Source organism: Qipengyuania flavescens (assembly GCF_029688735.1).
Classification (GTDB): Bacteria; Pseudomonadota; Alphaproteobacteria; order Sphingomonadales; family Sphingomonadaceae; genus Qipengyuania.
The window spans coordinates 110,732-136,990 of record NZ_JARULD010000002.1 but is presented as its reverse complement, the minus strand read 5'-3'; the positions used below and the strand labels follow the sequence as shown (position 1 = coordinate 136,990).

At 63.7% G+C, this 26,259-nt stretch carries 25 protein-coding genes and 1 tRNA gene; 10 read left to right on the top strand and 16 right to left on the bottom strand.

Annotation, left to right across the window (positions count from 1 at the left end; all coding sequences use genetic code 11):
• Nucleotides 1-2 precede the first annotated feature (2 nt).
• From ligD to P8R33_RS05850, 6 genes are read left to right on the top strand one after another with little or no spacing between them, the layout of a single operon-like run.
• The gene (ligD, locus tag P8R33_RS05875; protein ID WP_278328065.1) at nucleotides 3-2,459 is read left to right on the top strand and encodes a DNA ligase D; all 2,457 of its coding nucleotides are present in this window, start codon (nucleotides 3-5) and stop codon (nucleotides 2,457-2,459) included.
• 58 nt (nucleotides 2,460-2,517) lie between these two features.
• Nucleotides 2,518-3,027: a 2Fe-2S iron-sulfur cluster-binding protein gene (locus P8R33_RS05870; protein ID WP_278328064.1), complete on the top strand. Its 510-nt coding sequence runs from the start codon at nucleotides 2,518-2,520 to the stop codon at nucleotides 3,025-3,027.
• Nucleotides 3,024-4,007, top strand: coding sequence for an FAD binding domain-containing protein (locus tag P8R33_RS05865; protein WP_278328063.1), 984 nt, complete (start codon nucleotides 3,024-3,026; stop codon nucleotides 4,005-4,007). Before P8R33_RS05870 ends, P8R33_RS05865 begins: the two co-directional genes overlap by 4 nt.
• Complete coding sequence (locus P8R33_RS05860) at nucleotides 4,004-6,193, top strand: xanthine dehydrogenase family protein molybdopterin-binding subunit (RefSeq protein ID WP_278328062.1); 2,190 nt, start codon at nucleotides 4,004-4,006, stop codon at nucleotides 6,191-6,193. Before P8R33_RS05865 ends, P8R33_RS05860 begins: the two co-directional genes overlap by 4 nt.
• Nucleotides 6,193-7,044: an XdhC family protein gene (locus tag P8R33_RS05855; protein WP_278328061.1), complete on the top strand. Its 852-nt coding sequence runs from the start codon at nucleotides 6,193-6,195 to the stop codon at nucleotides 7,042-7,044. The genes P8R33_RS05860 and P8R33_RS05855 overlap by 1 nt, the downstream gene beginning before the upstream one ends.
• A complete protein-coding gene (locus P8R33_RS05850; protein WP_278328060.1) occupies nucleotides 7,031-7,597 on the top strand; it encodes a nucleotidyltransferase family protein in 567 nt (188 codons plus the stop codon). The genes P8R33_RS05855 and P8R33_RS05850 overlap by 14 nt, the downstream gene beginning before the upstream one ends.
• An 88-nt stretch (nucleotides 7,598-7,685) precedes the next feature.
• Here the strand turns inward: P8R33_RS05850 and P8R33_RS05845 are convergent.
• Nucleotides 7,686-7,775 (bottom strand) — tRNA-Ser (locus tag P8R33_RS05845).
• A gap of 161 nt (nucleotides 7,776-7,936) precedes the next feature.
• On the opposite strand from P8R33_RS05845, the gene hspQ reads away from it, so the two are divergent.
• Entirely contained in the window at nucleotides 7,937-8,317 is a 381-nt protein-coding gene (hspQ, locus tag P8R33_RS05840; RefSeq protein ID WP_278328059.1) for a heat shock protein HspQ, read from the top strand.
• Nucleotides 8,318-8,341: 24 nt separating this feature from the next.
• Here the strand turns inward: hspQ and P8R33_RS05835 are convergent, their stop codons facing one another.
• Nucleotides 8,342-9,241: an ABC transporter permease gene (locus P8R33_RS05835; protein ID WP_278328058.1), complete on the bottom strand. Its 900-nt coding sequence runs from the start codon at nucleotides 9,239-9,241 to the stop codon at nucleotides 8,342-8,344.
• A gap of 71 nt (nucleotides 9,242-9,312) precedes the next feature.
• Here P8R33_RS05835 and P8R33_RS05830 point away from each other — a divergent pair, with 71 nt between their 5' ends.
• Together P8R33_RS05830 and P8R33_RS05825 are read left to right on the top strand one after the other, a co-directional pair.
• Nucleotides 9,313-9,987 carry a GcrA family cell cycle regulator gene (locus P8R33_RS05830; protein ID WP_278328057.1) on the top strand — a complete coding sequence of 225 codons (675 nt, stop codon included), beginning with the start codon at nucleotides 9,313-9,315 and terminating at the stop codon, nucleotides 9,985-9,987.
• Nucleotides 9,988-10,058: 71 nt separating this feature from the next.
• Nucleotides 10,059-10,580, top strand: coding sequence for a DUF1993 domain-containing protein (locus P8R33_RS05825; RefSeq protein WP_278328056.1), 522 nt, complete (start codon nucleotides 10,059-10,061; stop codon nucleotides 10,578-10,580).
• Here the strand turns inward: P8R33_RS05825 and P8R33_RS05820 are convergent.
• The 7 genes from P8R33_RS05820 to P8R33_RS05790 form a co-directional block, all read right to left on the bottom strand.
• On the bottom strand, nucleotides 10,577-11,257 hold the full coding sequence (locus P8R33_RS05820; RefSeq protein WP_278328055.1) for a spermidine synthase family protein: 681 nt from the start codon (nucleotides 11,255-11,257) through the stop codon (nucleotides 10,577-10,579). The genes P8R33_RS05825 and P8R33_RS05820 overlap by 4 nt on opposite strands.
• On the bottom strand, nucleotides 11,244-12,311 hold the full coding sequence (locus tag P8R33_RS05815) for a sensor histidine kinase (protein WP_278328054.1): 1,068 nt from the start codon (nucleotides 12,309-12,311) through the stop codon (nucleotides 11,244-11,246). Before P8R33_RS05815 ends, P8R33_RS05820 begins: the two co-directional genes overlap by 14 nt.
• Before the next feature lie 97 nt (nucleotides 12,312-12,408).
• Nucleotides 12,409-14,706, bottom strand: coding sequence for a polyribonucleotide nucleotidyltransferase (gene pnp / locus P8R33_RS05810; RefSeq protein WP_278328053.1), 2,298 nt, complete (start codon nucleotides 14,704-14,706; stop codon nucleotides 12,409-12,411).
• 178 nt (nucleotides 14,707-14,884) lie between these two features.
• Nucleotides 14,885-15,154 carry a 30S ribosomal protein S15 gene (rpsO, locus tag P8R33_RS05805; protein WP_278328052.1) on the bottom strand — a complete coding sequence of 90 codons (270 nt, stop codon included), beginning with the start codon at nucleotides 15,152-15,154 and terminating at the stop codon, nucleotides 14,885-14,887.
• Nucleotides 15,155-15,159: 5 nt separating this feature from the next.
• Nucleotides 15,160-16,161 (bottom strand): tRNA pseudouridine(55) synthase TruB, encoded by a 1,002-nt coding sequence (gene truB / locus P8R33_RS05800; RefSeq protein ID WP_278328051.1) that lies wholly within the window; start codon nucleotides 16,159-16,161, stop codon nucleotides 15,160-15,162.
• A complete protein-coding gene (locus P8R33_RS05795) occupies nucleotides 16,158-16,850 on the bottom strand; it encodes a site-2 protease family protein (RefSeq protein ID WP_278328050.1) in 693 nt (230 codons plus the stop codon). The genes truB and P8R33_RS05795 overlap by 4 nt, the downstream gene beginning before the upstream one ends.
• A gap of 24 nt (nucleotides 16,851-16,874) precedes the next feature.
• Nucleotides 16,875-17,453 (bottom strand): thymidine kinase, encoded by a 579-nt coding sequence (locus P8R33_RS05790; protein WP_278328049.1) that lies wholly within the window; start codon nucleotides 17,451-17,453, stop codon nucleotides 16,875-16,877.
• A 101-nt stretch (nucleotides 17,454-17,554) separates the two neighbouring features.
• Between P8R33_RS05790 and P8R33_RS05785 the strand changes: the two genes are divergently transcribed.
• The gene (locus P8R33_RS05785) at nucleotides 17,555-19,294 is read left to right on the top strand and encodes an AbgT family transporter (protein WP_278328048.1); all 1,740 of its coding nucleotides are present in this window, start codon (nucleotides 17,555-17,557) and stop codon (nucleotides 19,292-19,294) included.
• Nucleotides 19,295-19,297: 3 nt separating this feature from the next.
• On the opposite strand, the gene rbfA is transcribed toward P8R33_RS05785, so the two are convergent.
• Genes rbfA through rimP form a run of 7 tightly spaced genes read right to left on the bottom strand, consistent with a single transcriptional unit; the run spans nucleotide 19,298 to nucleotide 26,169 of the window.
• Nucleotides 19,298-19,699, bottom strand: coding sequence for a 30S ribosome-binding factor RbfA (gene rbfA, locus P8R33_RS05780; protein WP_278328047.1), 402 nt, complete (start codon nucleotides 19,697-19,699; stop codon nucleotides 19,298-19,300).
• Complete coding sequence (locus tag P8R33_RS05775; protein WP_278328046.1) at nucleotides 19,699-20,241, bottom strand: DUF1697 domain-containing protein; 543 nt, start codon at nucleotides 20,239-20,241, stop codon at nucleotides 19,699-19,701. The genes rbfA and P8R33_RS05775 overlap by 1 nt, the downstream gene beginning before the upstream one ends.
• The gene (locus tag P8R33_RS05770; protein ID WP_278328045.1) at nucleotides 20,238-20,660 is read right to left on the bottom strand and encodes a PaaI family thioesterase; all 423 of its coding nucleotides are present in this window, start codon (nucleotides 20,658-20,660) and stop codon (nucleotides 20,238-20,240) included. Before P8R33_RS05770 ends, P8R33_RS05775 begins: the two co-directional genes overlap by 4 nt.
• Complete coding sequence (infB, locus tag P8R33_RS05765; protein WP_278328044.1) at nucleotides 20,657-23,179, bottom strand: translation initiation factor IF-2; 2,523 nt, start codon at nucleotides 23,177-23,179, stop codon at nucleotides 20,657-20,659. Before infB ends, P8R33_RS05770 begins: the two co-directional genes overlap by 4 nt.
• A gap of 59 nt (nucleotides 23,180-23,238) precedes the next feature.
• Nucleotides 23,239-23,958: a DUF448 domain-containing protein gene (locus tag P8R33_RS05760; protein ID WP_278328043.1), complete on the bottom strand. Its 720-nt coding sequence runs from the start codon at nucleotides 23,956-23,958 to the stop codon at nucleotides 23,239-23,241.
• Entirely contained in the window at nucleotides 23,939-25,603 is a 1,665-nt protein-coding gene (gene nusA / locus P8R33_RS05755) for a transcription termination factor NusA (protein WP_278328042.1), read from the bottom strand. The genes P8R33_RS05760 and nusA overlap by 20 nt, the downstream gene beginning before the upstream one ends.
• Entirely contained in the window at nucleotides 25,603-26,169 is a 567-nt protein-coding gene (gene rimP, locus P8R33_RS05750) for a ribosome maturation protein RimP (RefSeq protein ID WP_278328041.1), read from the bottom strand. Before rimP ends, nusA begins: the two co-directional genes overlap by 1 nt.
• Nucleotides 26,170-26,259: the final 90 nt, after the last annotated feature.

Here is a 26,259-nt window from a genome sequence, read left to right as displayed (position 1 = left end):
CCATGGCCGCGCGCAAGGATCCTCTGACCGAGTACAACGCAAAGCGGGACTTCAGGCGAACGCCCGAGCCTGCGGGCAAGCGCGAGGCCAGCAAATCGGGCAACCTCTTCATCGTCCAGAAGCATGACGCGACCAGGCTGCATTGGGACTTGCGGCTCGAAGTGGATGGTGTGCTGAAGAGCTGGGCGGTCACCAAGGGTCCTTCCCCAGATCCGGACATCAAGCGACTGGCGGTCCGGACCGAGGACCATCCCATGTCCTACGCGGAGTTCGAAGGCGTCATTCCCAAGGGGGAATATGGCGGCGGGACGGTGATGCTGTGGGACCGCGGAAGCTGGGCGCCTGTCGAGGGCAAAAGCGCGAAGGACCTCGAAAAGGGGCATCTCCATTTCACCTTGCAAGGCGAGCGGATGCGCGGTGAGTGGCTGCTGATCCGCCTGAAACAAAAGCCGGGCGAGAAGCGCGAGAACTGGCTTTTGCGCAAGCTGCAGGATGAGCACGCGGAAGCGGGCGATGCGCTGGTGCAACGCGAATTGACCAGCGTTGCGACCGGTCGTTCGATGGCGGAAATCGCAGCCGGGAAGGATGGCGCGCGGCCCAGCGCAGGCACTAAGAAATCCCGCAAGACGAAAACCGCTGCGCTGCCGAAGTATCGGAAACCTCAGCTTGCCACTCTGGTCGACGATGTGCCGACGGGCAATCGCTGGATGCACGAGATCAAGTTCGACGGCTACCGCGCGCTGGTGGCAGTGCGCGGCAAGGACGTCCGCATCTATACGCGAAACGGCAAGGACTGGACGGACAAGTTCGGACCTCTGGTCGATGCCATTGCTGCGCTGGACCTGCCTTCGGCCCTGATCGACAGCGAAATCGTGGCCTATGACGACAAGGGCAATCCGGACTTCTCGACCCTGCAAAAGGTCTTGAAGCGAGGTTCCGGATCACAGCAGCCATCCGACAAACTGGCATTGCACACTTTCGACTTGCTGGAACTGGAGGGAGACGATTTGAGCGACCTTCCGAATATCGAGCGCAAGGAACGGCTCGAGGCCTTGCTCGCGAATGCGGAGGCGCCGATCCATGTGGCCGAACACGTCCTGGGGGCAGGCGAAACCCTGTACCGGGCGATGTGCGATGCGAAACAGGAAGGTATCATCTCCAAAACCGTGGACGGGAAATATTCCGGCCGCCGGTCGAAAGCCTGGGTGAAGGTCAAATGCACCCGCAGGCAGGAATTCGTGATCATTGGCTGGAAGGCCTCGAGCGCGAAGGGGCGCCCCTTCGCTTCTCTTCTGCTCGCTCAGCACGAAGGCGGTGAGCTTGTCTACAAGGGCAATGTCGGCACCGGCTTTTCTGCCGACGATCTCGATGAACTGGCGGGGAAACTGAAACGGCTGGAGCGCAAGACCCCGCCTGCGGAGGTGGAGAAGGCATCGTCGCGCAACGTGACCTGGGTGACCCCGAAGCTCGTGGCGGAGATCGCTTTTGCCGAGTTTACCGCCGACGGGAACGTACGTCACGGCAGTTTCCTCGGCCTGCGTAGCGATAAACCGGCGAAGATGGTCGTTCCCGAGAAACCCGCATCTGCTCCTGCGGAAGAGGATGTCGCGATCTCCAGCCGCGACCGTGTCATTTTTCCAGACAGCGGTCAGACGAAAGGGGAACTGGCCGATTACTACGCCGCGATCGCACCGGTCATGCTTCCATTCGCCGCGCGGCGCCCCGTCAGCCTGGTCCGTTGTCCGCAAGGAAGAGCGGAGAAGTGTTTCTTCCAGAAGCATGACAGCGGTGCCTTCGGCGATGCCGTTCACCACGTTCCGATCCGCGAAAAGGACGGTGGGCACGAGGATTACCTCTATGTCGAGGACCAGCGCGGCCTCCTGCAGTGCGTCCAGATGGGCACGATCGAGTTTCATGGCTGGGGCGCGCGCTCTGACGATGTCGAGCAGCCCGATCGGATGATCTTCGATCTCGACCCCGACGAGGGGCTTGGTTTTACCGAAGTGAAGACAGCCGCGCGCGACATTCACGACCGGCTTGCCGACCTCGGGCTGACCAGCTTTGCCATGCTTTCGGGAGGAAAGGGTGTCCATGTCGTGGTGCCGCTCACGCCGGGTGACAGCTGGGGCGAACACAAGGATTTCGCCCGGCGCTTCTCCGAAGCGCTGAGTCTTGCCGAACCCGACCGCTTCACCGCGAACATGAGCAAGGCAAAACGCAAGGGTCGCATCTTCATCGACTGGCTGCGCAATCAGCGCGGCGCGACGGCAGTGCTACCTTACTCGGCGCGTGCACGATCCGGCGCGCCAGTCGCGGTTCCTGTCACATGGAACGAACTCAAGGGGATGGACGATGCCAAGCCGTTCTCCATCGATCAGGCGGAGACGCTGTTGCGGCGTGCTTCATCGAAAGCGTTGCATGGGTGGGGTTTCGCCGACCAGCGCCTTCCGGACCTCTAAAAATCGATTTTCGGACACCTTTCGACGCGCGATGGTTCTACAGGGACAGGAGGTGCGCTTGGCCGATACAATTACCGTAAACGAAACCGCTTATCCCATTCCAGACGATCCGCGGGTCAGTCTTCTCGACTTCCTGCGCCAGCACATCGGCCTGACCGGCACAAAGAAGGGCTGCGACCATGGCCAGTGCGGCGCTTGTACGGTGCTGGTCAACGGCGTCCGGATCAACAGCTGCCTGACGCTCGCGGCCATGCACGATGGCGACGACGTGACGACCATCGAGGGTCTCGGCACACCCGAAAAGCCCTCGGCATTGCAGCGCGCGTTTCTCGAACACGACGGTTACCAATGCGGCTATTGCACTCCGGGCCAGATCTGTTCGGCCACTGCCATGCTGGAGGAAATTGCCGCCGATTGGCCTAGCGATGCGAGCGAAGCACTTAACGGCAAGGTCCGCATATCCGGCGAGGAAATCCGCGAGCGGATGAGCGGAAACCTGTGTCGCTGCGGCGCTTATGCGAATATCGTGGCTGCGATCGAGGACGTCGCAGGGGGAGGCCAGTCATGAGGCCGTTTCAATACACCCGAGCGCCTTCGCTGGCCGAAGCTTCGAACCTGACCGCGGGCAAGGATACGCTTGCTATCGCCGGCGGGACCAACCTGCTCGACCTCATGAAGCTGCAGGTGGAAAAACCGGGTAAGCTGGCCGACATCAACCGGCTTGGTTTCGCGGATATCGAGGACACGGGTGACGGCGGCCTGCGGCTCGGCGCACTCGCCACGAATACCGAGACCGCCGTCCATCCGCGCGTGCGGTCCGATTATCCGGTGCTCTCACGCGCGATCCTGGCCGGAGCGACGCAGCAGTTGCGCAACAAGGCCACAAACGGCGGTAACCTGTGCCAGCGCACGCGGTGCTTCTATTTCACCAATATCGACCAGCCCTGTAACAAGCGCGAGCCCGGCAGCGGTTGCGGGGCGATCGACGGGATCGCGAAACTGCACGCGATCCTTGGCACGAGCGACCAGTGTATCGCCACCTATCCGGGCGACATGGCCGTGGCGCTCAGCGCGCTCGGCGCAACGGTCGAAATTTCCGGCGACAAGGGCGAGCGCAGCGTTCCGGTATGCGACTTCCATTGCTTGCCCGGCGATACGCCATGGATCGAGAACATCCTTGAGCCTGGTGAAATCATCACCGGCATCGTTCTGCCTGCTCCCGTGGGCGGCAAGCAAATCTACCGCAAGGTGCGCGAGCGTTCCTCCTATGCCTTTGCGCTGGTTTCCGTCGCGGCCGTATTGGAGCTGACCAACGGCAGGTTTTCCCGCGCCGACCTCGCTTTCGGCGGATTGGCGCACAAACCGTGGCACGACCCGCGCGTCGGAGAATGCCTGCTGGGCCAGGTTCCTTCGGATGCGTTGTTCGACAAGGCAGCCGACATCCTGCTGGAAGATGCACGCGGGTTTGGCGAGAACGACTTCAAGATACCGCTGACACGGCGCACGCTTCACGCCGTCCTTTCACAGGCGACGGAGGACGCAGCATGACGGTCCATTTCAAGCAAGACGAACCCGACAATTCCAACCGCCTCGACGGCATGAAACAGGGTGTGCTGGGCAAGCCCTTACCGCGCATCGAGGGGCTGGCAAAGGTCACCGGAACCGCGCCCTACGCGGCCGAATATCCGGTCGAGAACTGCGCCGAAGGTGTCTTGGTCACAGCCACGATTACGCGCGGCGAGGTCACGTCCATCGATCGCGAGAGCGTGCTTTCCATGCCCGGCGTGATCGCGGTGATCGACGACGAGAAGCTCTGCACCCGCGCGGCGCAGGGAACGGCCAACGAAGCGCCCATGCAGGGACCGGCGCAGGTCTGCTACTGGGGCCAGCCGATCGCTCTGGTGGTGGCCGAAACCTTCGAACAGGCGCGCGACGCTGCCAAGCACCTCAATGTCGAGTATCGCGTGGAAGAGGGCGCCCCCCTCGACCCCGGCGCGGTCGAACCGGAGGAGCAGGAGGGCGAGACGGTTCACCAGGGCGATCTGGCCCATGCCATGGTCGAGGCCGCGCACAGCATCGACGTCACCTACACCACCAAGGGCCACGCGTCCGCCGCCATGGAGCCGCACGCTGCAATCGCCGAGTGGGACGGCGACAAGCTGACCGTCCATGCTTCGCTGCAGATGCTCAACTACAACATCACCGAACTGGCCGATGCGCTCGATATGGAAGAGGACGATGTCCGCCTCATATCCCGCTATGTCGGGGGCGGGTTTGGTTCCAAACTGGGGATCAGCGAGGAAGTGGTCGCAGCTGCGCTGGCGGCAAAACAGGTGGGCCGCCCGGTTCGCGTCGTGCAGTCGCGACAGCAGGTTTTCCAGACGGTCATGCGCCGGAGCGAAACCACGCAACATCTGCGTCTGGCGGCCGACGACAATGGAAAGCTTGTCGGATTTGGCCACGAGGCGTTGGTCTCGAACCTCCCCGGTGAGAGCTTCGCCGAGCCTGTGCTGCAATCGTCGCACTTCCTCTATGGCGGCGAAAACCGCGAACTGATGCTCAAGGTCGCCCGTATCCACCGCATGACGGCGGGGTCGGTGCGCGCTCCGGGCGAGGCGGTGGGCATGCCGGCGCTCGAGGGCGCGATGGATGTGCTCGCCAAAAAGGCCGGTATCGATCCGGTCGAGCTGCGCTTGCGCAACATACCCGAAGACGATCCTGAAGAAGGTCTGCAGTTTTCCTCTCACAAACTCGCCGAATGCCTGAAGCAAGGGGCGGATGCTTTCGGCTGGGACAAAGGTCTTCGCAAACCACGCCAGCGGCGTGAGGGCGAGTGGTGGGTCGGTACTGGCATGGCCAGCGCCGCAAGGGTGCATAACATTTCAGAAGCCAAGGCCCGTGTGACGCTGAAAGCCGATGGGACGGCACTCGTCGAAACCGACATGACGGATATCGGCACCGGGACCTATACCATCCTCGCACAGATCGCCGGAGAGATGCTCGGACTCGATCCGAAGCGGGTTCTGGTCGAGCTGGGCGACACGCGACACCCGCGCGGGCCCGGCTCGGGCGGCAGCTGGGGTGCGGCTTCGATCGGCTCGGCAGTTTACGTCGCATGCAAGGCGATCCGCGAGGAACTGGCCGCAAAGATCGGCACGAGCGAGGACAAACTCGAGCTAAACGAAGGCAAAACCGCTACCGGTGAATCTCTGACAGACCTTCTCGAAGGCAAGGACCTCGCCCGCGAGGGCCATTACGAACCGGGCGATATCGAGGACGATTACACCGCGTCCGGCTTCGGTGCGTTCTTCGCCGAAGTGCGCGTCAACCACTACACCGGCGAAACCCGTGTCGAGCGCATGCTCGGTGCTTTCGGCTTCGGGCGCGTACTGAATGCCAAGACAGCCCGCTCGCAATGCATCGGCGGCATCACCTGGAGCATCGGCCTCGCGCTGACAGAGGCGCTGGAGTTCGATCCGCGGGACGGACACCTCGTCAATTGCGACCTTGCCGAATATCACGTGCCCGTTCACCGCGATGTCCCCGATCTGGACGTGGTTCTGGTCGAGGAACGTGATGCCGCAGCCAGCCCGATCCAGGCCAAGGGCATCGGCGAACTCGGCATGTGCGGCGGAGCGGCAGCCATCGCCAACGCGATCTACAACGCCTGCGGGGCGCGGCTATACGATTACCCGATGACACCGGATCGCGTTCTCGCAGCGATGCCCGATTGATGCTCGCCGAATATGCCGGTGAGACCGTGCGCGACGAGGACCACGTGGCGCTCGCTGCAGCCAGTGAGCCGGGGGTCGGCCTCTGCACTATCGTCGGGATCGAAGGCAGTTTCTCGCGCCAGAAGGGTGCGCAGCTTGCTGTGCGACCGGACGGTTCGACGGTAGGCGATCTGGCCGACACTTGCCTTGAGCGGCAACTTGCCTCCGACATCGAGGCTTGCAAAGACCGGCAAGTCGTCCGCTACGGACGTGGCTCCTCCACAATCGACTTCCGCCTCCCCTGTGGCGGCGGTTTGGATATCTTGCTCGATCCCGCGCCGGATCGTGCGGAAATTCGTAAAGCGTTGGAAACCCTGCGGCAGCGCCAACCCGCCCGAATCCGCTATGCCTGTGATGACTATACGCTTCAGCGGACCTACCATCCTTCGCTCAAGATCATTGCCATGGGTGAGGGCCCTGAGATCGAAGCCGTAGCCTCTCTGTGCGAAGCAATGGCCATAGAGACAGAAATCGTTCGAATGGATGATCTGACGCTAGGTCGGATGCCGGACACCCTCTCTTACGATGCGTGGACTGCCTGCCTCTTGCTGTTTCATGATCACGAATGGGAATTGGCCCTGCTCGAGCAGGCTCTGACGAGCGCGGCCTTCTACATCGGTGCGCAGGGCGGAGAGATGGCGCGCGCGGATCGCCATCTGGCGCTCGTCGCACGCGGGCTTGGCGAAGAATGCGTCGCGCGGCTGACAAGTCCGGTGGGGCTCATACCCAGTTGCAAGTCGCCGCGGGCACTGGCGCTTTCGGCAGTCTCCGAAATCGTCGCCGGTTACGAGCAACTGCGTGCGTCGCCTTGAAAAAAAGACCGCCGTCGTCCTGCTCGCTGCCGGCCGGGCAGAGCGGTTCGGGGGCGGCAAGCTGACGGCCGATTTACGGGGATGCCACCTGTGGGAGTGGGCGGCGGAAGCCGCCGAAGCGATCGACTTTGCGGAACGCATCCTTGTTGTCGCGCCGGGAAGCGCTCTACACAGTCGTCCCGGCTGGCTGCAGGTCGAAAATTCCGATGCAGCAACAGGAATGGGAAGCTCGATCGCTGCGGGCGTAGCCGCAATATCCGCCTGCGAGCAAGTCGTCATAATGCTGGCCGACATGCCATTCGTTACGCCAGAGCACCTCGCGCGCCTGGCGGGTGCAGGTGGGCCTGCATTCTCCAGCTATGAGGGAGGCATGCCCGGCTGTCCTGCAGCTTTCCCACAATCGGCTTTCGTAAAGCTTCGAGGACTGACGGGCGAGCGGGGTGCGCGCAGTCTCGAGCTTGGTGAGATCAGTCTCATCTCACCGTCGGACAGTCGCGAACTTGCAGATATCGATACGGTTCGAGACCTCGAGAAATTGGCCTCGGACACATAGGCTGTCGCGCCGACGCCGCCGCGCGATCCTTCCCACCTCGGCAACCATCGCTCGTAACTGGATACAAGGTCTGCGCGGCGAGGCGACGTGGCGGAGAGGGAGGGATTCGAACCCTCGATAGGCTTGCACCTATACTGCATTTCGAGTGCAGCGCATTCGACCACTCTGCCACCTCTCCGCATGTCGGGTGCGCTTCCGGGCACAGGCCCGCGGTCGAAGCGAGGCGCGCCGATTAGCGGAGCAGCCCGGCCTTGCCAAGCCCTTTTGGGTGCGATTTCGGGGGACGGGCTGCCTCCCCGCCTTGTTTACTTGTCACAGCGCACCATATCCTTCGCACCTATGGAACGCGCTCAATTCTTCTCCGCCCAGGCCGGTCGCACGATCGAGGCACCGCGCCGCGCCAAGACCCGCTTCGCCATCGGCGATGTAGTCAAGCACAAGGTGTTCGATTTTCGCGGAGTGATCTTCGATATCGATCCGGTCTTCGCCAATTCGGAAGAATGGTACGCGGCGATCCCGGAGGACATCCGGCCTGATCGCGACCAGCCGTTCTATCACCTGCTCGCAGAGAGCGACGAGAACAGCTACGTCGCCTATGTCAGTCAGCAGAACCTGCTGAACGATGCGGTCAGCGGCCCGGTCGAGCACCCGGACGTGCACATCTATTTTCAGCAGTTCGAAAGCGGTCGCTACCGCATGCGGCGCAGCCTGACGCACTGATTGCGGTCGGGCTGGCGCGCTTGATCAGCTCTTTATCTTCCAGCCGGACTTGAGCAGCCTGTAGGCGACAACCGCCAGGACGGCGTTCAGCGCCAGCAGGCCGACAGCTGCCCATGCGACGTGCGCTGCGTCGCCGATATCGCTCTGCCCGAGAAATCCATAACGGAAGCCCGAAATCACGTAGAAAAACGGGTTGGCGCGGCTGACCGCCTGGAATGCGGGTGCGAGCCGGTCGATGATGTAGAACGTGCCCGACAGCATCGCGAGCGGCGTGATGACGAAATTCGTGACCGCCGCGTTGTGATCGAACTTCTCCGCCCAGATCGACGCGATCAGGCCGAGGATCGCCAGCATGACTGCGCCCATCAGGCCGAACCAGATTACCGCCCAAGGGTGCGCCATGGCAAGACTGACGCCGGGATAGAGCGCCATGGCCAAAGCCACGACGAAGCCCACCGCAATTGCGCGCGTGACGGCAGCGCCGACGATGCCGGTCATCAGCTCGCCTTCGGACAGCGGCGGCATCAGCAGGTCGATAATCGTGCCCTGGATCTTGCCCGACAGCAGCGAAAAGCTCGAATTGGCGAAGGAATTCTGCATCATCGCCATGGCGATCAGGCCGGGTGCGACGAAGGTCGGGAAGTTGACGCCCAGCACCTCGCGCCCGCCACGCCCCAAGGCGACCGAGAAAATGACGAGGAACAGCAGTGTAGTGATTGCCGGAGCCCAGATTGTCTGGGTCTGCACCTTGAGAAACCGCCGGACCTCCTTAATATAGAGGCTCCACAAACCCACGCGGTTGATGCCTGTGATAACCGGCTTGCCGCGTTCGGCGAACCGGCCTTTCGCAGCGCCGCCATCCTCGACGAAATTTGCGTCGGGTTGCTCGGTGCCCGCGGGGGCAGGATTGACTTGATCGGCCATGGCTGCGCGCCTAGGGCCACGTACCCCGTCTTGGCAAGCTCCGGACGGCCAGGACTATACAGGATTCACGAATGAGCTGGACCGACGAACGGATCGCAACACTCAAGAAGATGTGGGAAGGCGGATCAACCGCCAGCCAGATCGCGGAGGAACTCGGCGGCGTCAGTCGCAATGCGGTCATCGGCAAGGCCCATCGCCTCGGCCTGAAATCGCGCCCCTCGCCGGTGAAGGCCAACGAGAAGAAGAAGCCAGCGCCCAAGGCGAAGGCCCCGCCCAAGCCGGCCCCGAAGGCCGCGCCCAAGCCGCCCGCCCCGAAGGCCGCAGCACCGGCAAAGCCCGCCGCTGCGCCTGCACCTGCGCCCAGCGCTTCGGTTCCCTCGCAGCCGCTGCCCGACAAGCGGCCCGACCTGCCCAAGATCGTCTCCGTCGGACCCGGCGGCTTCCTGCGTCAGGGACCCGGCGATCAGCAGCCGCCGATCCCGCCTGCTCCGCCGCGCCGCCTGGTTCCGGCCAAGCCCGATCCGTCCATCGCTGACAAGACCAGCCTGCTCGATCTGTCGGACAAGGTATGCCGCTGGCCGATGGGCCATCCGGGCGAGCCCGATTTCCATTTCTGCGGAGAAGCCGTGAACCCCGGCTTCCCCTATTGCGTCGAACATTGCGGGCGGGCGTATCAGGCACAGCTTCCGCGCGGTGCGCGCCGTCCGCCTCCGCCCCTGCCCTTTGGCGGCCCTCGGGTCCGCTAAATTCAAATGTCAAAAGGCCCGGCAGTCACACGACCGCCGGGCCTTTCTTTTAGACCGACGGGAGTTTGCCAATGCCTCTTTCGCTTCACGCCGCCTATGTCCCTAGTGCCCTGCAAATGCTGGGCACCGCGCGACACCTCGTCGGCACGGCAGAGAAATGGTGCGGCGAGAACGGCGTTTCGGAAGCCGAGATCATCGGCGCGCGGATCATCGAGGACATGCTGCCGTGGTGCTATCAGGTGAAATGCGTTGCCGAGCATACGCAGGGCGCGATCGAAGGCGTCCGCGCCGGCGTTTACTCTCCCGATCTCAATCCGCCGCCGACGACGTTCGATGCTCTGCGGGAGAAGCTATCGCGGGCAAAGGACGCGATGGAAGCTCTGTCCGAGGACGATATGGAAGCCTTTATTGGCCAACCGATGCGGTTCGAGTTCAAGGATCGTCGCATGGACTTCGACGCTGAGGACTTCCTGCTCAGCTTCAGCCAGCCGAACATTTATTTCCACTGCGCGACAGCCTACGACATCCTTCGCATGAAGGGCGTGCCCGTCGGCAAGGGCGATTTCATGGGCCGCGTGCGGATCAAAACCTAGCGCTTGCGGGCGAACCAGATCGTGTGGCGCGGCCCCTTGTTGTTGGGCCGCGCGCGAACTTCGCGCACCTCCACATCGAAGCCGCTTTCTTTCAGGCGAACGGTGAACTTGTGGTCGGGCGCGGCGGACCACACCGCCAGGATGCCGCCGAGCCGCAGCGCGTCGCGCGCCTTGCCGAGCCCGGTCTTGCTGTAGATGCGATAGTTGGCATCGCGCACGATCCCGTCGGGTCCGTTGTCAACGTCGAGCAGAATGGCATCGTATTTCTCGCTGGTGCCGTCATTCGCATCGTCGATCAGCGCGGCGACATCGCACAGCACCACTTCTCCGCGCGGATCGGCCAGGCTCTCTCCGGTAAGGTGCGCCAGCGGCCCCTTCGCCCAGTCGAGAATTTCGGGCACGATCTCGGCCACGGTCACCGATCCGCCCTCGGGCAGCCGATCGAGCGCCGCACGATAGGTGAACCCCATTCCGTAGCCTCCGATCAGGACGCGCGGCTTGGCCGCTTCGAGTTCGGCTAGCGTCAGCACTGCAAGCTGCTCTTCGGAGAACTGCATCCGCGTGCCCATCAGCTCGTCGCGGCCGAGCATGATGATGAAGTCACGGCCATGGCTAACGAGCGTCAGCGTTTCGCCGTCGGGCACTTCAGCGGTCGCCAAGGTCTCACGGGGCAGCATCGATATTCTCTTCGGATTGAGGAATGACCAAGCGAGCAATAGCTCCCTTGCCGTCTTCCCGGTTGGACAGAGTAAATTCGCCTTTCAGGCTACGGGCGAGGCTTGTGGCAATCCTCAGGCCGAGGCTGTCCGAATTGTCCAGCGCAAACCCGAACGGCAAGCCCGTGCCTTCGTCCTGAATGCAGATGATGTAGCACGGCTCGTCATCGGCTCGGTCCACGACCGTCACTTCAAGCGACCCACCCGAATTGGCATAGCCGTGTTCCACGCAATTGCTGATCGCCTCGGCGACGACCAGCGCGGTCGAAACCGCATGTTCGGTCGCAAGCGTACCGCTCGCCTGGGCATCGAAGACGTAATAGATGTCGTCACGGCCCGAGGCGTCCAGCGTATCACGCGCGATGCGGTCGATATAGTTTGCCAGCGACAGCTGTGCGCCATCGGCGCTGTAGAGGGTGCGTTGGAGCCGGCCCACTAGGCCAAGCCGCCGGGCTGCATCGGTCAGCGCCTGCTTGCCATCGCCCTGCGGCAGTCCGCGCTGCTGTAGATTGAGCAGCGAGGAGATCATCTGGATGTTGTTGCCGACCCGGTGCTGCAACTCGTTGAACAGCATCTCGCGCGTTTCCGCGAGCTGGCTGGTGCGTTGCTGCTCCAGCGCCAGCCGCGCATTGGCGATCTGCATCCAATGGACGAGCGCGATATCGACAACGACGATCCCGATGAAAAAGAGCAGCGCCACCACGGCGCGATAGTCGAGCGCAAAACTATCCAGCGGCGGGATGAAAAAATACCAGCTCAACAGTCCGCACAGGACTGCAGCGAGCGCCCCGGGGCCGACGCCGAAGAAGAAGGCAGTCAGAATGACCGGGGGGAAGAAAGTGATGTAGGGAAAGCCTTCGGGCAAGGCTCCGCCAACTGCCCAGCGGGTCAGCAGGCCGGCCAAGCTGGCGACGATCGCGACGCCATAGCCGATCCACGGGCGGCGCTTGGCGAGCGGCAATCTTTGCAGGAATGTGAGACTGTCCGGTGGCAAGTCCCGCAGCGCCCTGAACATCGATCCTCGTGTCTCCTCGCCCAAAAACAGGCCCATAAAGGAAGGGCCGCGAAGGTCTATACCCTCGCGGCCCCACATTGCCAAAAGGCGTTGCAGATCAGTCCTTCAGGAAGTCCGGCACGTGGGCTTCGCCGCCCCCGTCGTTATTGCCGCCGCGATCTCCGCCGCGGTTCCCGCCGCGCGGGCCACCGCGACCGCCGCGACGATCGCCGCCACGACCACCGCCGCCGCCGCGCGGACCGCGATCACCGCGCGGTTCGCGCGGCGGGCGGGTGTCTTCCAGCTCTTCGCCGGTTTCCTGGTCGACCACGCGCATCGACAGGCGGACCTTGCCGCGCTGGTCGATCTCGAGGACCTTGACCTTTACTTCCTGGCCTTCGCTGACAACGTCAGTGGGCTTTTCGACGCGCTCGTTCTTCATTTCGCTGACGTGGACGAGACCGTCCTTGCCGCCCATGAAGTTCACGAATGCACCGAAGTCGACGATGTTGACGACCTTGCCGGTGTAGATCTTGCCGACTTCCGCCTCTTCGACGATGCCTTCGATCCACTTCTTCGCGGCTTCGATCTCATCGGCATTGCTCGACGAAATCTTGATCACGCCTTCGTCGTCGATGTCGACCTTGGCACCGGTTTCGGCGACGATCTCGCGGATTACCTTGCCGCCCGTACCGATGACGTCGCGAATCTTCGACTTGTCGATCTGCATCGTTTCGATACGCGGAGCGTGCTTGGACACTTCGCCGCGCGAGGAACCGAGCGCTTCGGTCATCTTGCCGAGGATGTGCGCACGACCGGCCTTCGCCTGTTCGAGAGCGGTCTGCATGATCTCCTGCGTGATGCCGGCAACCTTGATGTCCATCTGGAGGGACGTGATGCCCTTTTCCGAACCGGCCACCTTGAAGTCCATATCGCCCAGGTGATCTTCGTCACCCAGGATGTCGGACAGCACGGTGAAGTCGCTGCCTTCGAGGATCAGGCCCATGGCGATGCCCGAGACCGGGCGCGCCAGCGGCACGCCGGCGTCCATCATGGAAAGGCTTCCGCCGCACACCGTCGCCATCGAGCTCGAGCCGTTGGACTCGGTGATGTCGGACAGGACGCGGATCGTATACGGGAATTCCTCGTGATCGGGCAGCACCGGACGAAGCGCGCGGAATGCGAGCTTGCCGTGGCCGGTTTCGCGGCGGCTGGTGAAGCCGAAGCGGCCCACTTCGCCGACCGAGTAGGGCGGGAAGTTATAGTGCAGCATGAAATTGCTGTACGACAGGCCTTCCAGACCATCGATCATCTGCTCGGCATCCTTGGTGCCCAGCGTGGTGGTGCAGATCGCCTGCGTTTCACCGCGGGTGAACAGCGCCGAACCGTGCGTGCGCGGCAGCAAGCCGACCATCGCCTCGATCGGGCGAACCTCGTCGGTCTTGCGGCCGTCGATACGCTGGCCATCCTTCAGGATCGCCTTGCGCACGATGTCGCTTTCCAGCTTCTTCACGAGCTTCAGGCGGCCCATGTATTCGGCCGGATCGCTCTCTTCCAGATCGGAGTAATGCTCGCGCGCCTTGGCACGGGCATCGTTGACCGCGTCCTGACGCTCGGCCTTGTTGGTGATCTTGTAAGCCTTCGCCAGATCGTCGCCGATGACGCCGCGCAGCTCTTCGAGCTTGGCGGTCTTGTCTTCGACCGGGTCGAGTTCCCACGGATCCTTGGCGGCCTGTTCGGCCAGATCGATGATCGCGCCGATGACCTTGCGGCTTTCCTCATGCGCGAACATGACGGCGCCGAGCATCTGCTCTTCGGTCAGTTCCTTCGCTTCGGATTCGACCATCATCACCGCGTCCTGCGTCGCGGCCACGACTAGGTCGAGATTGCCGTTTTCGCCCAGGGCATCGGCGACGGTCGGGTTGAGGACGTAATTGCCATCATTATCGAAGCCGACGCGCGCGGCGCCGATCGGGCCCATGAAGGGCAAGCCGCTGATGGTCAGCGCGGCCGAGGCGGCGATCATCGCGACGATGTCGGGCTCGGTCTCGCCGTCATAGGACAGCACCTGCGCGATGACGTTGATTTCGTTGTAGAAGCCTTCCGGGAACAGCGGCCGCACCGGGCGGTCGATCAGGCGACTGGTCAGCGTTTCCTTCTCCGTGGCGCGGCCTTCGCGCTTGAAGAAGCCGCCCGGGATACGGCCCGCAGCGGAGAATTTTTCCTGGTAGTGGACGGTCAGCGGGAAGAAGTCCTGCCCTTCCTTCACACTACGCGCGGCGGTCACGGCGCACAGCACCACGGTTTCGCCATAGGTGGCCAGCACGGCGCCGTCTGCCTGACGGGCGATCTGGCCGGTTTCGAGGGTGAGGGTCTTTCCGCCCCACTCGATCGATACGGTTTTCTTGTCGAACATGTATTTTCCTAAATGACCCGCCGCGCCTGATTGCACCGGCGGGGCCTACTGTGCCGGGGATACCGTCCCGGTCCGGTTCGGGGCGCTGTTTTGGCCCCATTGCCCGCTCCGGAGCCGAATTGCCCGGGAGCCGGATAGCAAGAGGGGCAGCCCTTCCGAGCCGCCCCTCCCGAAACTCTTATTTACGAAGACCCAGCTTCTGGATCAGCGCGTTGTACCGCTCGACGTCTTTCTTCTTGAGATAGGCGAGCAGGTTGCGACGCTTGTTGACCATCATCAGGAGACCGCGACGCGAGTGATTGTCCTTGTGGTTGGACTTGAAGTGCTCGGTCAGGTTCTTGATGCGCTCGGTCAGGATGGCGACCTGGACTTCCGGCGAACCGGTGTCGCCCTTGCCCTGCGCATTGTCCTTGATGATCTTCTGTTTGTTTTCGGCGGTAACCGACATGCATTTTACTCCGCGACATCCGGTAGGTTGAAGCCCCGCACGACCTTGGCCGAGCCTCCGCTGAGTTCCATCAAGGCCACCGGCACTTGGTGCAGTGTGGCGAGGTGGAGCCCGTCGGTGTAGGGCAAGTCCGACAATACCCGGCCCTGGCGGACCGCCTGCGCGCTTGTCGGGTCGAGGGTGAGGACCGGGATGTCGTCCAGTCCGGCCTCCAGCGGCAGGAGAAGGTTTTCAAGGCCTGCGCCCTTAGCGTTTTTCTCCAGCGTGTCCAGCGAAATCGCCTGATCTTCGCGGAACGGGCCAGCCTTGATGCGCCTGAGGTAGGTCACATGCCCCAGCGTTCCAAGGGCGCGTGCGATGTCCCGTGCCAGCGAGCGGATGTATGTGCCCTTGGACACATGCGCGATGAGGGTGACGCTGTCGGCCAGTTCGAGCGGAGCCTGCGGATCGTAGGGATCGGGCCGACCGGCGGTGGTGGCGAAAACCGAACGCAGCGGCGAGTCCTCCCTCTCGCCCTCAAAGCCGAGTTTGTGGATCGTCACGCGACGCGTTTTCATCTCCACTTCCTCGCCAGCCCGTGCGCGGTCGTACGCGCGCTTGCCGTCCACTTTGACCGCGGAATAGGCGGGCGGCACCTGCTCGATCTCGCCGGTGAAATGCTCCAGCACGGCAGCGATAGCAGCCATCGGCGGGCGGCGGTCGGTTCGCTCGATCACCTCGCCTTCGGTGTCGAGCGTGTCGGTCTCCTCGCCGAACTGGATCGTGAACGCATAGATCTTGTCGCTATCGAGCATGCGCCCGGCAAGCTTGGTCGCCTCGCCGAGCGCGATCGGCAGCACGCCTTCGGCCAGCGGGTCGAGTGTGCCGCCATGGCCGACCTTGGTCTTGGCATAGCCACCCTGCCGCAACAGTCGTTTGACCGCACCCACGGCCTGCGTCGAAGCGAGGCCGCGCGGCTTGTCGAAGATCAGCCAGCCATGCGGAGCGGGTTTTGAGACTTCGCTCATCCGCCGATCACACCCGCGATGCCGTTGGCGACCGAGAAGAAGAGGCCACTGATCCATTCGACCGGCGGCAAGATGGTGTTCTCGATCCAGCGAGCGTCGGGGAAGGCCCAGGTCGCCGCGATCAGCACGACGAACACCAGCATGCCCATCGCCTGGAGCTTCTGCCACTGGTTCGCCCAGCGCCGCGGCATCAGCCCGCCGACGATATGCGACCCGTCGAAGGGCGGGATCGGCAACAGGTTGAAGAACGCGAGGAAGGCGTTGATCAGGACGAACGCGCCGAAAGCGGTCATTACCCACTCGGGCAAGGCCGCGCCCAAGTTCAGCGCGAACCCTCCGATCACGCCGATGAAAAGCGCCGCCACCAGTGCGAGCAGCAGGTTCGTCCCTGGCCCGGCAGCAGCGACCGCCATCATGCCGAAGCGCGGATTGTCCAGTCGCCGTGCGTTGACCGGAACCGGCTTCGCCCAGCCGAAGATCGGGCCGCCAAACAATGCCAGCGCGCCGGGTACGATGATCGTCCCGATCGGATCGACATGTCGGATCGGGTTGAGGCTGAGGCGGCGCTGCTCCTTCGCAGTCGGGTCGCCCAGCATCAGCGCGACCCAGCCATGCGCCACCTCGTGAAAGACGATGGCGACGATCAGACACGGCACCAGCACCGCCGCTAGGATGAGGGTTTCTGTCATGGTGGCTAGATAGGGACCGGTGGGTCAGCCCGCCAGCGCTTCGCGGAAATGCTTGCGACACATGGCGACATAGCGATCGTTGCCGCCGATTTCCGTTTGCGCGCCTTCCGCTACAGCCTTGCCGTTTGCGTCGACACGCAGGTTCATCGTCGCCTTGCGACCGCAATCGCAGACGGCTTTCATTTCGACGAGGTGGTCGGCGATGCCCAGCAGGGCTGCCGAGCCGGGGAAGAGCTCGCCCTGGAAATCGGTCCGCAGGCCGTAGCAGAGCACGGGGATGCCGCCGTCATCTGCAAGGCGCGCGAGCTGCCAGACCTGCTCGCGCGTGAGGAATTGCGCCTCGTCCACCAGCACGCAGGCGAGTGGATTCTCGGCGTGGTCGGCCAGTACGCGCGCTTCGATATCGGTATCGCTCTCGAACCGGTGCGCGTCGCTGGAGAGGCCGATCCGGCTGGAGATCGCGCCGAAGCCCGGCCGATCATCCAGCGCCGCCGTCCACAGCGAGACCCGCATCCCACGCTCGCCATAATTGAAGGCAGTCTGCAGCAGGGTCGAACTCTTCCCCGCATTCATGCTCGCATAGTAGAAATAGAGCTTGGCCATCGCCCTGCTCTAGCTCCGAGCGCGCGAGGTGTTAAGGAGGGCGTCATATGGGATCGGGGATGACGCCCCGACGAGACAAAACAAGGTGACAGGGACCTTACATGGTAGACGCGGCAGCGACGGCGGAAAACACCCAGAGCGGTTTTCTCGGATGGATCGAGCGGACGGGCAACAAGCTGCCAGACCCGGTCTTCATTTTCTTCTACCTGATCCTTGCGCTGGTGGCAGTATCGATGATCGCGGCCCTGACAGGGGTCTCCGCGTTCCACCCAACCGCCATCGACGAGGCTACCGGCACCGCCCAGCGGATCGAGGCGGTCGGCCTGCTCTCGCCGGAGAACATCCAGCGCCTGTGGGTCGAAATGCCCGCGACTTTCACGCACTTCCATCCGCTCGGTTACGTGCTCGTCGTGATGCTGGGTGCCGGCGTGGCGGAACGCTCGGGCTTCTTTGCTGCAGGCATGTCCAAGGCGGTGAAGGCTGCACCTAAATCGCTGCTGACGCCCGTCGTGGCGCTGGTAGCAATGATCGGCAACCACGCAGCAGACGCGGGCTACGTCGTGCTGATCCCGCTGGCGGGCATCCTGTTCGCTGCCGCCGGACGTCATCCGCTGGCCGGGATCGCGGCCGCTTTTGCCGGGGTTTCTGGCGGCTTCTCGGCCAATATCTCGCCCGGCCAGCTCGACGCGCTGCTGTTCGGGATTACCGAGGAAGCAGTCAACGCAAGCGCACTCGATCCAGCCTGGACCGCCAATATTGCGGGCAACTGGTATTTTATCGCTGCGATGACGGTCATCTTCCTGCCGATCATCTGGTACGTCACCGACAAAGTCATCGAACCGCGGCTGGGCGCGTGGACCGGCGGCGCCCAAGCAGGCGCGGCGACGGCGAATGCGGGTCACGCGACCGGCACGGCCAGCGTAACCGAAGACCTGAGCGACGACGCGGCGACAGACCATGCCTCCAGCGGAGACGATCTCAGCCCCGATCCCAGCGATCACGATGGCGCGCTGGCATCGAAAGGGCTGCGCGCCGCCGGCCTCGCCGCGCTGTTCGTCGTGGCACTATGGGCGGTCATGGTGTTCGCGTCCGGCACCCCGCTGGTCAACGAAGCCGCCTGCGAGGGCATACCCGCCGCAGATTGCTCGATCCACGCCGAGCTGGACCCGTTCTACAAGTCGCTGGTTGCGGCCTTCTTCCTGCTCTTCCTGCTGACCGGCTGGGCCTATGGCCGCGCGGTGGGTACGATCAAGGACCACCGCGACCTCGTCGAGATGATGGCCGAGAGCATGAAGGACATGGGCTACTACCTCGTCCTCGCCTTCGCCGCGGCGCATTTCGTGGCGATGTTCGGCTGGTCGAACCTCGGCCTGATCAGCGCGGTGCATGGCGCGGCGGCAATCCAGTCGACCGGCCTGCCGCTGCCGCTGGTGCTCGGCCTGATGGTGCTGTTTACCGGTCTGCTCAACCTGTTCGTGGGCTCGGCGAGCGCGAAGTGGGCGCTGCTCGCTCCGATCCTCGTGCCGATGCTCATGCTGCTCAACATAAGCCCGGAAGGCGCGACCGCCGCCTATCGCGTCGGCGACAGCGCGACCAATATCATCACCCCGCTGATGGTCTACTTCCCGCTGATCCTGGTGTTCGCCCAGCGCTGGCAGAAGGATTTCGGCCTAGGCAGCCTGACCGCGATGATGATCCCCTATTCGATCTGGCTGCTGATCTCGGGCACGGTGCTGATCGTGCTATGGTTCTACCTCGGCATCCCGCTGGGGCCGGACGCACCGGTGGGCTACGCGCTGCCCGAGATGGCAGCACCCGCAGCTCCGGCAATCATGGAGTAAGGCTTAGTTTTCGTCGTCGAGGTCGCGGGCGACCTTGGGGTCGTTCAGCAGCTGCTCGATCCGGTAGGCCTCGTCGAAGCTTTCGTCCGGCTGGAACGACAGTTTCGGCGCAAACTTCAGGCCCAGCCGCTTGGCGACTTCCTTCTGGAAGAAGGCGGTGTTCGTGCGCAGGGCCTTCAGCACCTGCGCCTCGTCCTGGCCGAGCAGCGGCTTCACATAGGCTTTCGCATTGCGCAGGTCCGGCGTCATCCGCACCTCGGTGACGGAGATGTTCGAGGCGCGCAGCACATCGTCATGCGCCTCGCCGCGCGCGAGCAATTCGGACAGAATATGCCGCACCCGCTCGCCCACCTTGAGGACGCGGACCGACTGTTGCTCGGGGGTGGAATGCTGGTGCTTGGCCATCAGGCGAATTCTTCCATTTTCGCAAGTATACGTTTGAGCGAGGTCATGTTGCGTGCCGTGCCCCGGCAGCCGAGGCGTTTTTCGATGAAGCGTCCGGTCAGATCCGACATGCCGACACCATGTACGTAGTCGAGATAGAGCACGCGGTCGTCCAATGCGAGCCGTTCCGCGCCGCGATCGCGGTGTGCCTGCAGTAGGGCTTCGAACCCGCCCTCGTCCGGCTCGCGTGGCAAGAAGATCGTGTGGACCATCTTGTCTGCCCCGTCGCCGTGGAATGGGTTGTCATCGATGGCCGAGCGCACGTCGGCCAGGGTCCTGACGACGACGAATCCGACAATGCCAAACTCGCGCTCGATGACGGTGGCGATGCGGGCGGCGAGATCTACCTCGCTTTCATCGCTCGACAGGATGACGTTTCCGCTCGCAGCGACTGTCTCGACCCGGTCGAAGCCATCCGCCGCCAGTCGCTCGCGCAAGTCGGCCATTTTCATCCGGTTGCCGCCGATATTGATACTACCGAGCAGCGCGAGCCGCGTGGTCACGCCTCGCTTCCCGGCCTCGGCGTGGGGATCGCGGTACTGGTCGAACGAGCAAGCAGATTGCCTTTCTCGTCGAACAATTCGCCTTCGAGGAAGATCACCCGCCGCCCGCGCCGGATGACGCGGCCCTTGCCGATAAGCGTCCCGGCCATCACCGGACGCAGAAGCGTCATGGTGATGTCGAGATTGAGCGGGGCCTCGCGCTGTTCCGTCGCCCAGACATGCGCCCAGCCCATGACCTCGTCGAGGAAGCCTGCGACCAGGCCGCCCTGCACGCTCCCGCGCGGGGTGATGAAACTGTCGGGTGCGGTGAAGCGGAGCGTGATCTCCTCACGCTCCGCATCGAAATGATCGAACTCGACGCCCATGAGGTCGGCATGGGCAGCCCCCCGGTTATGCGGTCTTTCGGTATTCGCGCTCACAGCGTGCGTTCACGCTCCTCTACCTCGAACACCTCGAGCTGGTCGCCCGGCTGGATGTCGTTCGTGTCGGCGAGGACCACACCGCATTCGAGACCGGCGCGAACTTCGTCCACATCGTCCTTGAAGCGGCGGAGCGAGGCGATGGTCGTGGCCGAAACGATGACATCGTCGCGCGTGAGGCGTGCGTGCAGGCCCTTGCGGATGACGCCTTCCTCGACCAGCAGGCCGGCCGCCTTGTCCTTCTTGCCCGAGCGGAACACTTCCTTGACCGCGGCACGGCCGACGACGTTTTCGATCCGCTCCGGACCAAGCTCGCCCGCCATTTCCTTCGCGATTTCTTCGGTCAGGTGGTAGATGACGTCGTAATACTTCATCTCCACGCCGTCGCGCTTCACCAGCTCGCGAGCCTTGGCATTCGGGCGCACGTTGAAGCCGATAATCGGCGCGTTGGACGCCGCAGCCAGCTGCACATCGCTTTCGGTGATCGCACCCACCCCTGCGTGGAGCACGCGGACCTTGATGAGGTCGTTGCCGAGATTGTGCAGCGCGGTCGTAATCGCCTCGACCGAACCCTGCACATCGGCTTTCACCAGCACGGGGAATTCGACGAGGTTCGATGCGAGGTTGTTGAACATCGTATCGAAGCTGGTCGGGGCGAGCGCGGTGCGCTTCTCGGTCGCCTTTTCCTGACGATATTCGGCCACTTCGCGGGCGCGCTGTTCGTTCTCGACTACGGTCAGCACGTCACCGGCTCTTGGCACGCCGCCGAGGCCGAGGACCTCGACCGGCATGGACGGGCCGGCTTTCTTGATCTGCTTGCCATGGTCGTCGACGATCGCGCGGACACGGCCGCTTTGCGTCCCGACGACGAAGGTGTTGCCACGCTCAAGCGTACCGCGCGTGATCAGCACGGTCGCGACCGGGCCGCGGCCCTTGTCGAGCTGCGCTTCGATGACGGTCGCCTCTGCCATGCGGTCGGGGCGGGCCTTCAGTTCGAGCAGTTCGGCCTGCAGCGCGATCTTCTCGAGCAGTTCGTCCAGCCCGGTCTTCTCCTTGGCGGAGATTTCCACGTCCTGCACATCGCCCGACATCTTCTCCACGATGACCTCGTGTTCGAGCAGGCGGTTGCGGATGTTGTCCGGATTGGCTTCCGGCTTGTCCATCTTGTTGATCGCGACGATCATCGGGACGCCGGCGGCCTTGGTGTGATTGATGGCCTCGATCGTCTGCGGCATGATGCCGTCGTCTGCGGCCACGACCAGCACTACGATGTCGGTTACGTTGGCACCGCGCTGGCGCATTTCGGTGAAGGCGGCGTGGCCCGGGGTGTCGAGGAAGGTCACGGCATCGCCGCCCTTCGTCTTCACTTGATAGCTGCCGATATGCTGCGTGATGCCGCCGGCTTCGCCCTTCACGACGTTGGCGCCGCGAAGCGCGTCGAGCAGGCTGGTCTTGCCGTGGTCGACATGGCCCATGATGGTGACGACCGGCGGACGCGGCTTCAGCGTTTCTTCCGGATCGACGTCCTCTTCGGCCTGAATGTCGACATCGGCTTCGGAAACCTTCTCGATATTGTGGCCGAACTGCTCGACCAGCAGCTCCGCCGTATCCTGGTCGATCGTCTGGTTGACGGTGACCATCATGTCGAGATTGAAGAGCTCCTTCACCAGGTCGGCGCCCTTTTCGCCCATGCGCTTGGCGAGTTCGCCCACCGTAATCGCTTCGGGCACGATCACATCGCGGACCTGCTTTTCGCGCGGCTTGTTGGAGCCGCCACCCTGCATGCGGCGTTCCTTTTCGCGCGCACGCTTCAATGCAGCGAGGCTGCGGGCACGGCGGCCCTCGTCCTCGTTGAGCGCCTTCTTGACGGTGAGCTTGCCGGAGCGACGCTTGTCGGGCGTCTCCGCGCCGCGTGCAGGCTTATCGTCCTTCTTCTTGCGCTCGGGCTTCTTGATTTCCGGACGCTTGACCGGCGTGAACTTGCGCGGTGCAGGCGCGGGCGTGCCGTCATCGGCGGGCGCAGCCGCTTCCTCGGCGGGCGCTTCTTCGGCCGGCGCATCCTTCGGTGCCTCTGCTTCTTCCTTAGCTTTCTTCGCGGCTTCGGCCTCGGCCTTCTTGTTGTCTTCGGCGCGCTGCTTTTCTTCCTCGGCTGCCTGTTTGGCTTCCTGGTCTTCACGCTTGCGGGCCTCTTCGGCCAGACGCAGACGCTCTTCCTCGGCCTCGCGCTGGAGGCGGGCGACGCGTTCCTGCGGCGTTTCGCCGGCCGTGGCCTTTTTGGCGGCAGGCTTCTTTGCCGCCGGTGCCGGGGCAGGTGCAGGAGCCGGTGCGGGCGCAGGCGCGGGGGCGGGAGCCGCCTCGGGCGCCGGGGTTTCGCCCGGTTTCACGAGCTTGCGGCGGCGCTTGACCTCGACCGCCACCTTGTTGGTGCGGCCGTGGCTGAAGGTCTGCTTGACCTCGCCCGGTTGCGCACCCTTCAGGGTCAGCGGTTTACGGGTCGGTTTCTTGTCGTCGTCGCTCATTCTTGCTCGTTTCTCTTCGATCTAATCGTTCAATTCGTCATCCGGCGTGCGCAGCCCGGTCAGGCCTCGGCGCGCCCGTATTCGGCGGGCACATCGTGCCCCATGTAAAGCATGAGGCGCACAAGGGGCTTGAGCACTCGCGCGGCCGCAGCATCATCGGCCAGCGCCAGATGGACGACATTGTCGCGGCCCAATGCCACAGACAATGCGTCGCGGTCCAGTGGCAGGATCAGGCCCCGTGCCCCCGAGCCCTCCATCTCGCGGCCGACGCGCCAGGCCTGGTCCAGCTTCTTGCGCCCGTCCTCGCTCGCGTCGCTGGCGTGACACAGCAGCGCCACGCCCCCTGCCCGCGCCGTTTCGGCGATGCGCTGGGTGCCCAACATAAGGTGCCCGACGCGCATTTCGAGCCCCAGACGGTCGAGCACGACGCGGGTCAGCCCATCTTCGACCATTTGCGGCAGATCATCGGGGATCTCGAGGTCGCCGGTCTTGAACGCGCGCGACAGGCCGGCCTTCAGCTTGCCGTTGCCTTGCGCGGCCTCGATCGCCGCGCGTTCGCTGCATACCCAAGCCCCGCGTCCGGGTGCCTTTTCCTGCGCATCGGGCAGGACGAGGCCGGAGGGCGAGACGGCGAGCCGCAGCAGTGAGGCGCGCGGCTGGGTCTCGCCGGTCAGGATACAGCGGCGTTCCGGGCAGGTCTTACCGGGCTCGGAAGCGTTCCGTGCCTTGGGCGTGTCGGCGATGTCGGACGTCAGGCGCTCATTGGGTGGAGTCCGCATCGGCGGCCTCCTGGGTTGCGGCGTCCTCGGCGGGAGCCTCTGCAGGTTCCTCGTCTTCGAACCAGTGCGCGCGGGCAGCCATGATGATCTCGTTGCCCTGCTCTTCGTTCAGGCCATACTCGCCCAGCACGCCGCCCTTGTCCTGCTCGCGCTGCGGACGGTCGCGCCGCATCGGCGGTCCATCGGCAGTATTGCGGCGGCGCGGAGCTTCGCGCTTCTTCTGGATCAGTTCGTCGGTGGCGAGATCGGCCAGATCGTCGAGCGTCTTGATGCCGGCCTTGCCCAGCGTGACCAGCATGGCCTCGGTCAGGTGCGGCAGTTCGGCAAGATCGTCCTCGACGCCAAGTTCGCGGCGCGTTTCGCGATGCGCGGCTTCCTGCCGCTCGATCGCTTCCTGTGCGCGGCTCTGGAGTTCCTCGGCGAGATCTTCGTCGAAGCCTTCGATCGAGGCGAGTTCCTCGAGTTCCACGTAAGCGACTTCCTCGAGCTCGACGAAGCCTTCGGCGACGAGTAGCTGCGAGAGCGTTTCGTCGACGTCGAGTTCTTCCTCGAACATCTTGGAGCGCTCGGCGAATTCCTTGCTGCGCTTCTCCGAGGCTTCTTCCTCGGTCATGATGTCGATCTGGTTGCCGGTCAGCTGGCTGGCGAGGCGCACGTTCTGGCCGCGGCGGCCGATGGCGAGCGACAGCTGGTCATCGGGCACGACCACTTCGATGCGGCCCTCTTCCTCGTCCAGCACCACGCGGCTGACGGTGGCCGGCTGCAGCGCGTTGACGATGAAGGTCGCACCGTCTTCCGACCAGGGAATGATGTCGATCTTTTCGCCCTGCAGTTCCTGCACGACGGCCTGGACGCGGCTGCCCTTCATGCCGACGCAGGCGCCGACCGGGTCGATGCTGCTGTCGTGGCTGATCACGCCGATCTTCGCTCGGCTGCCCGGGTCGCGAGCGGCGGCCTTGATCTCGATGATGCCGTCGTAGATTTCGGGCACTTCCTGGGCGAACAGCTTGCGCATGAAATCGGGATGCGCGCGGCTGAGGAAGATCTGCGGGCCGCGATTGTTGCGCTCCACCTTGGTGATGAGCGCGCGGACACGCTCGCCGACACGGGCGGCTTCGCGGGGAATCTGCTGGTCGCGGCGGATGACGCCCTCGGCGCGGCCCAGGTTCACGATGACGTGGCCGAATTCGACCGACTTGATCACGCCAGTGATGACTTCGCCGGCGCGGTCCTTGAATTCCTCGAACTGGCGCTCGCGCTCGGCATCGCGGACCTTCTGGAAGATCACCTGCTTGGCCGACTGCGCGTCGATACGGCCGAGATCGACCGGCGGAAGCGGATCGACGATGAAGTCGCCGATTTTGGCATCGTCCTGCAGCTTCTGCGCGGCCTTCAGGTCGACCTGCTTGAAGTAATCCTCGACCTCTTCGACCACCTCGACGACGCGCCACAGGCGCAGATCGCCGGTCTGCGGATCGAGCTTGGCGCGAATGTCGTTTTCCGCGCCATAACGGTTGCGGGCGGACTTCTGGATCGCCTCTTCCATCGCTTCGATAACGATGGCCTTGTCGATCATCTTTTCCGATGCGACCGCATTGGCGATCGCTAGGAGTTCAGCCTTATTGGCGGAAATGGCACTGGCCATCAGTCGTCTGCCTTTTCTTCTTCGGTTTCGACGATTTCGTCGGCACCGCTCGTATCGAGCGGCTGGGTGGCGGCAATCAGTTCGTCGGTCAAGACGAGCTTCGCCGAATGAATGAGATTGCGGGGGAAGCTGACCTCGCCCGCCTTGTAGTCCTCGATGACGACCATGTCGCCGTCCAGGCCCTTGAGCTCGCCCTTGAGATTGCGATGGCCGTGGACTTTCTCTGTCAAAGAGATCTTCGCCTCGTGCCCTGCCCAGTTCGCAAAATCCTTCGCGCGGGTCAGCGGACGGTCGATGCCCGGGCTGGAGACTTCGAGATGATAGGCGCCCGGGACGAGCACGGTGCCATCTTCCTCGAGCGCATCGAGCCGGTCGGAGACGCGGCGCGACAGGGCGGCACATTGTTCGATCACCAGCTGGCCGGTCTCCGGGTCTTCGGCCATGATCTGCAGCGCCTGCCCGCCATCGCCGGCTTCGGACGGCATCATCTTCACGCGCACGAGCTCGAATCCCAGGGCCTCTGCCTCGGGTTCGATCACTTCGGTCAGTCGCGCGATATCTGCCATCTGGTCTCCGGTACGATAGACATTGCTGCAACGGGCTTTGGTGCCGGCCCCTCGCGGCGCCAGCCCTTCAGTGTCGCGACAATGTCGGGA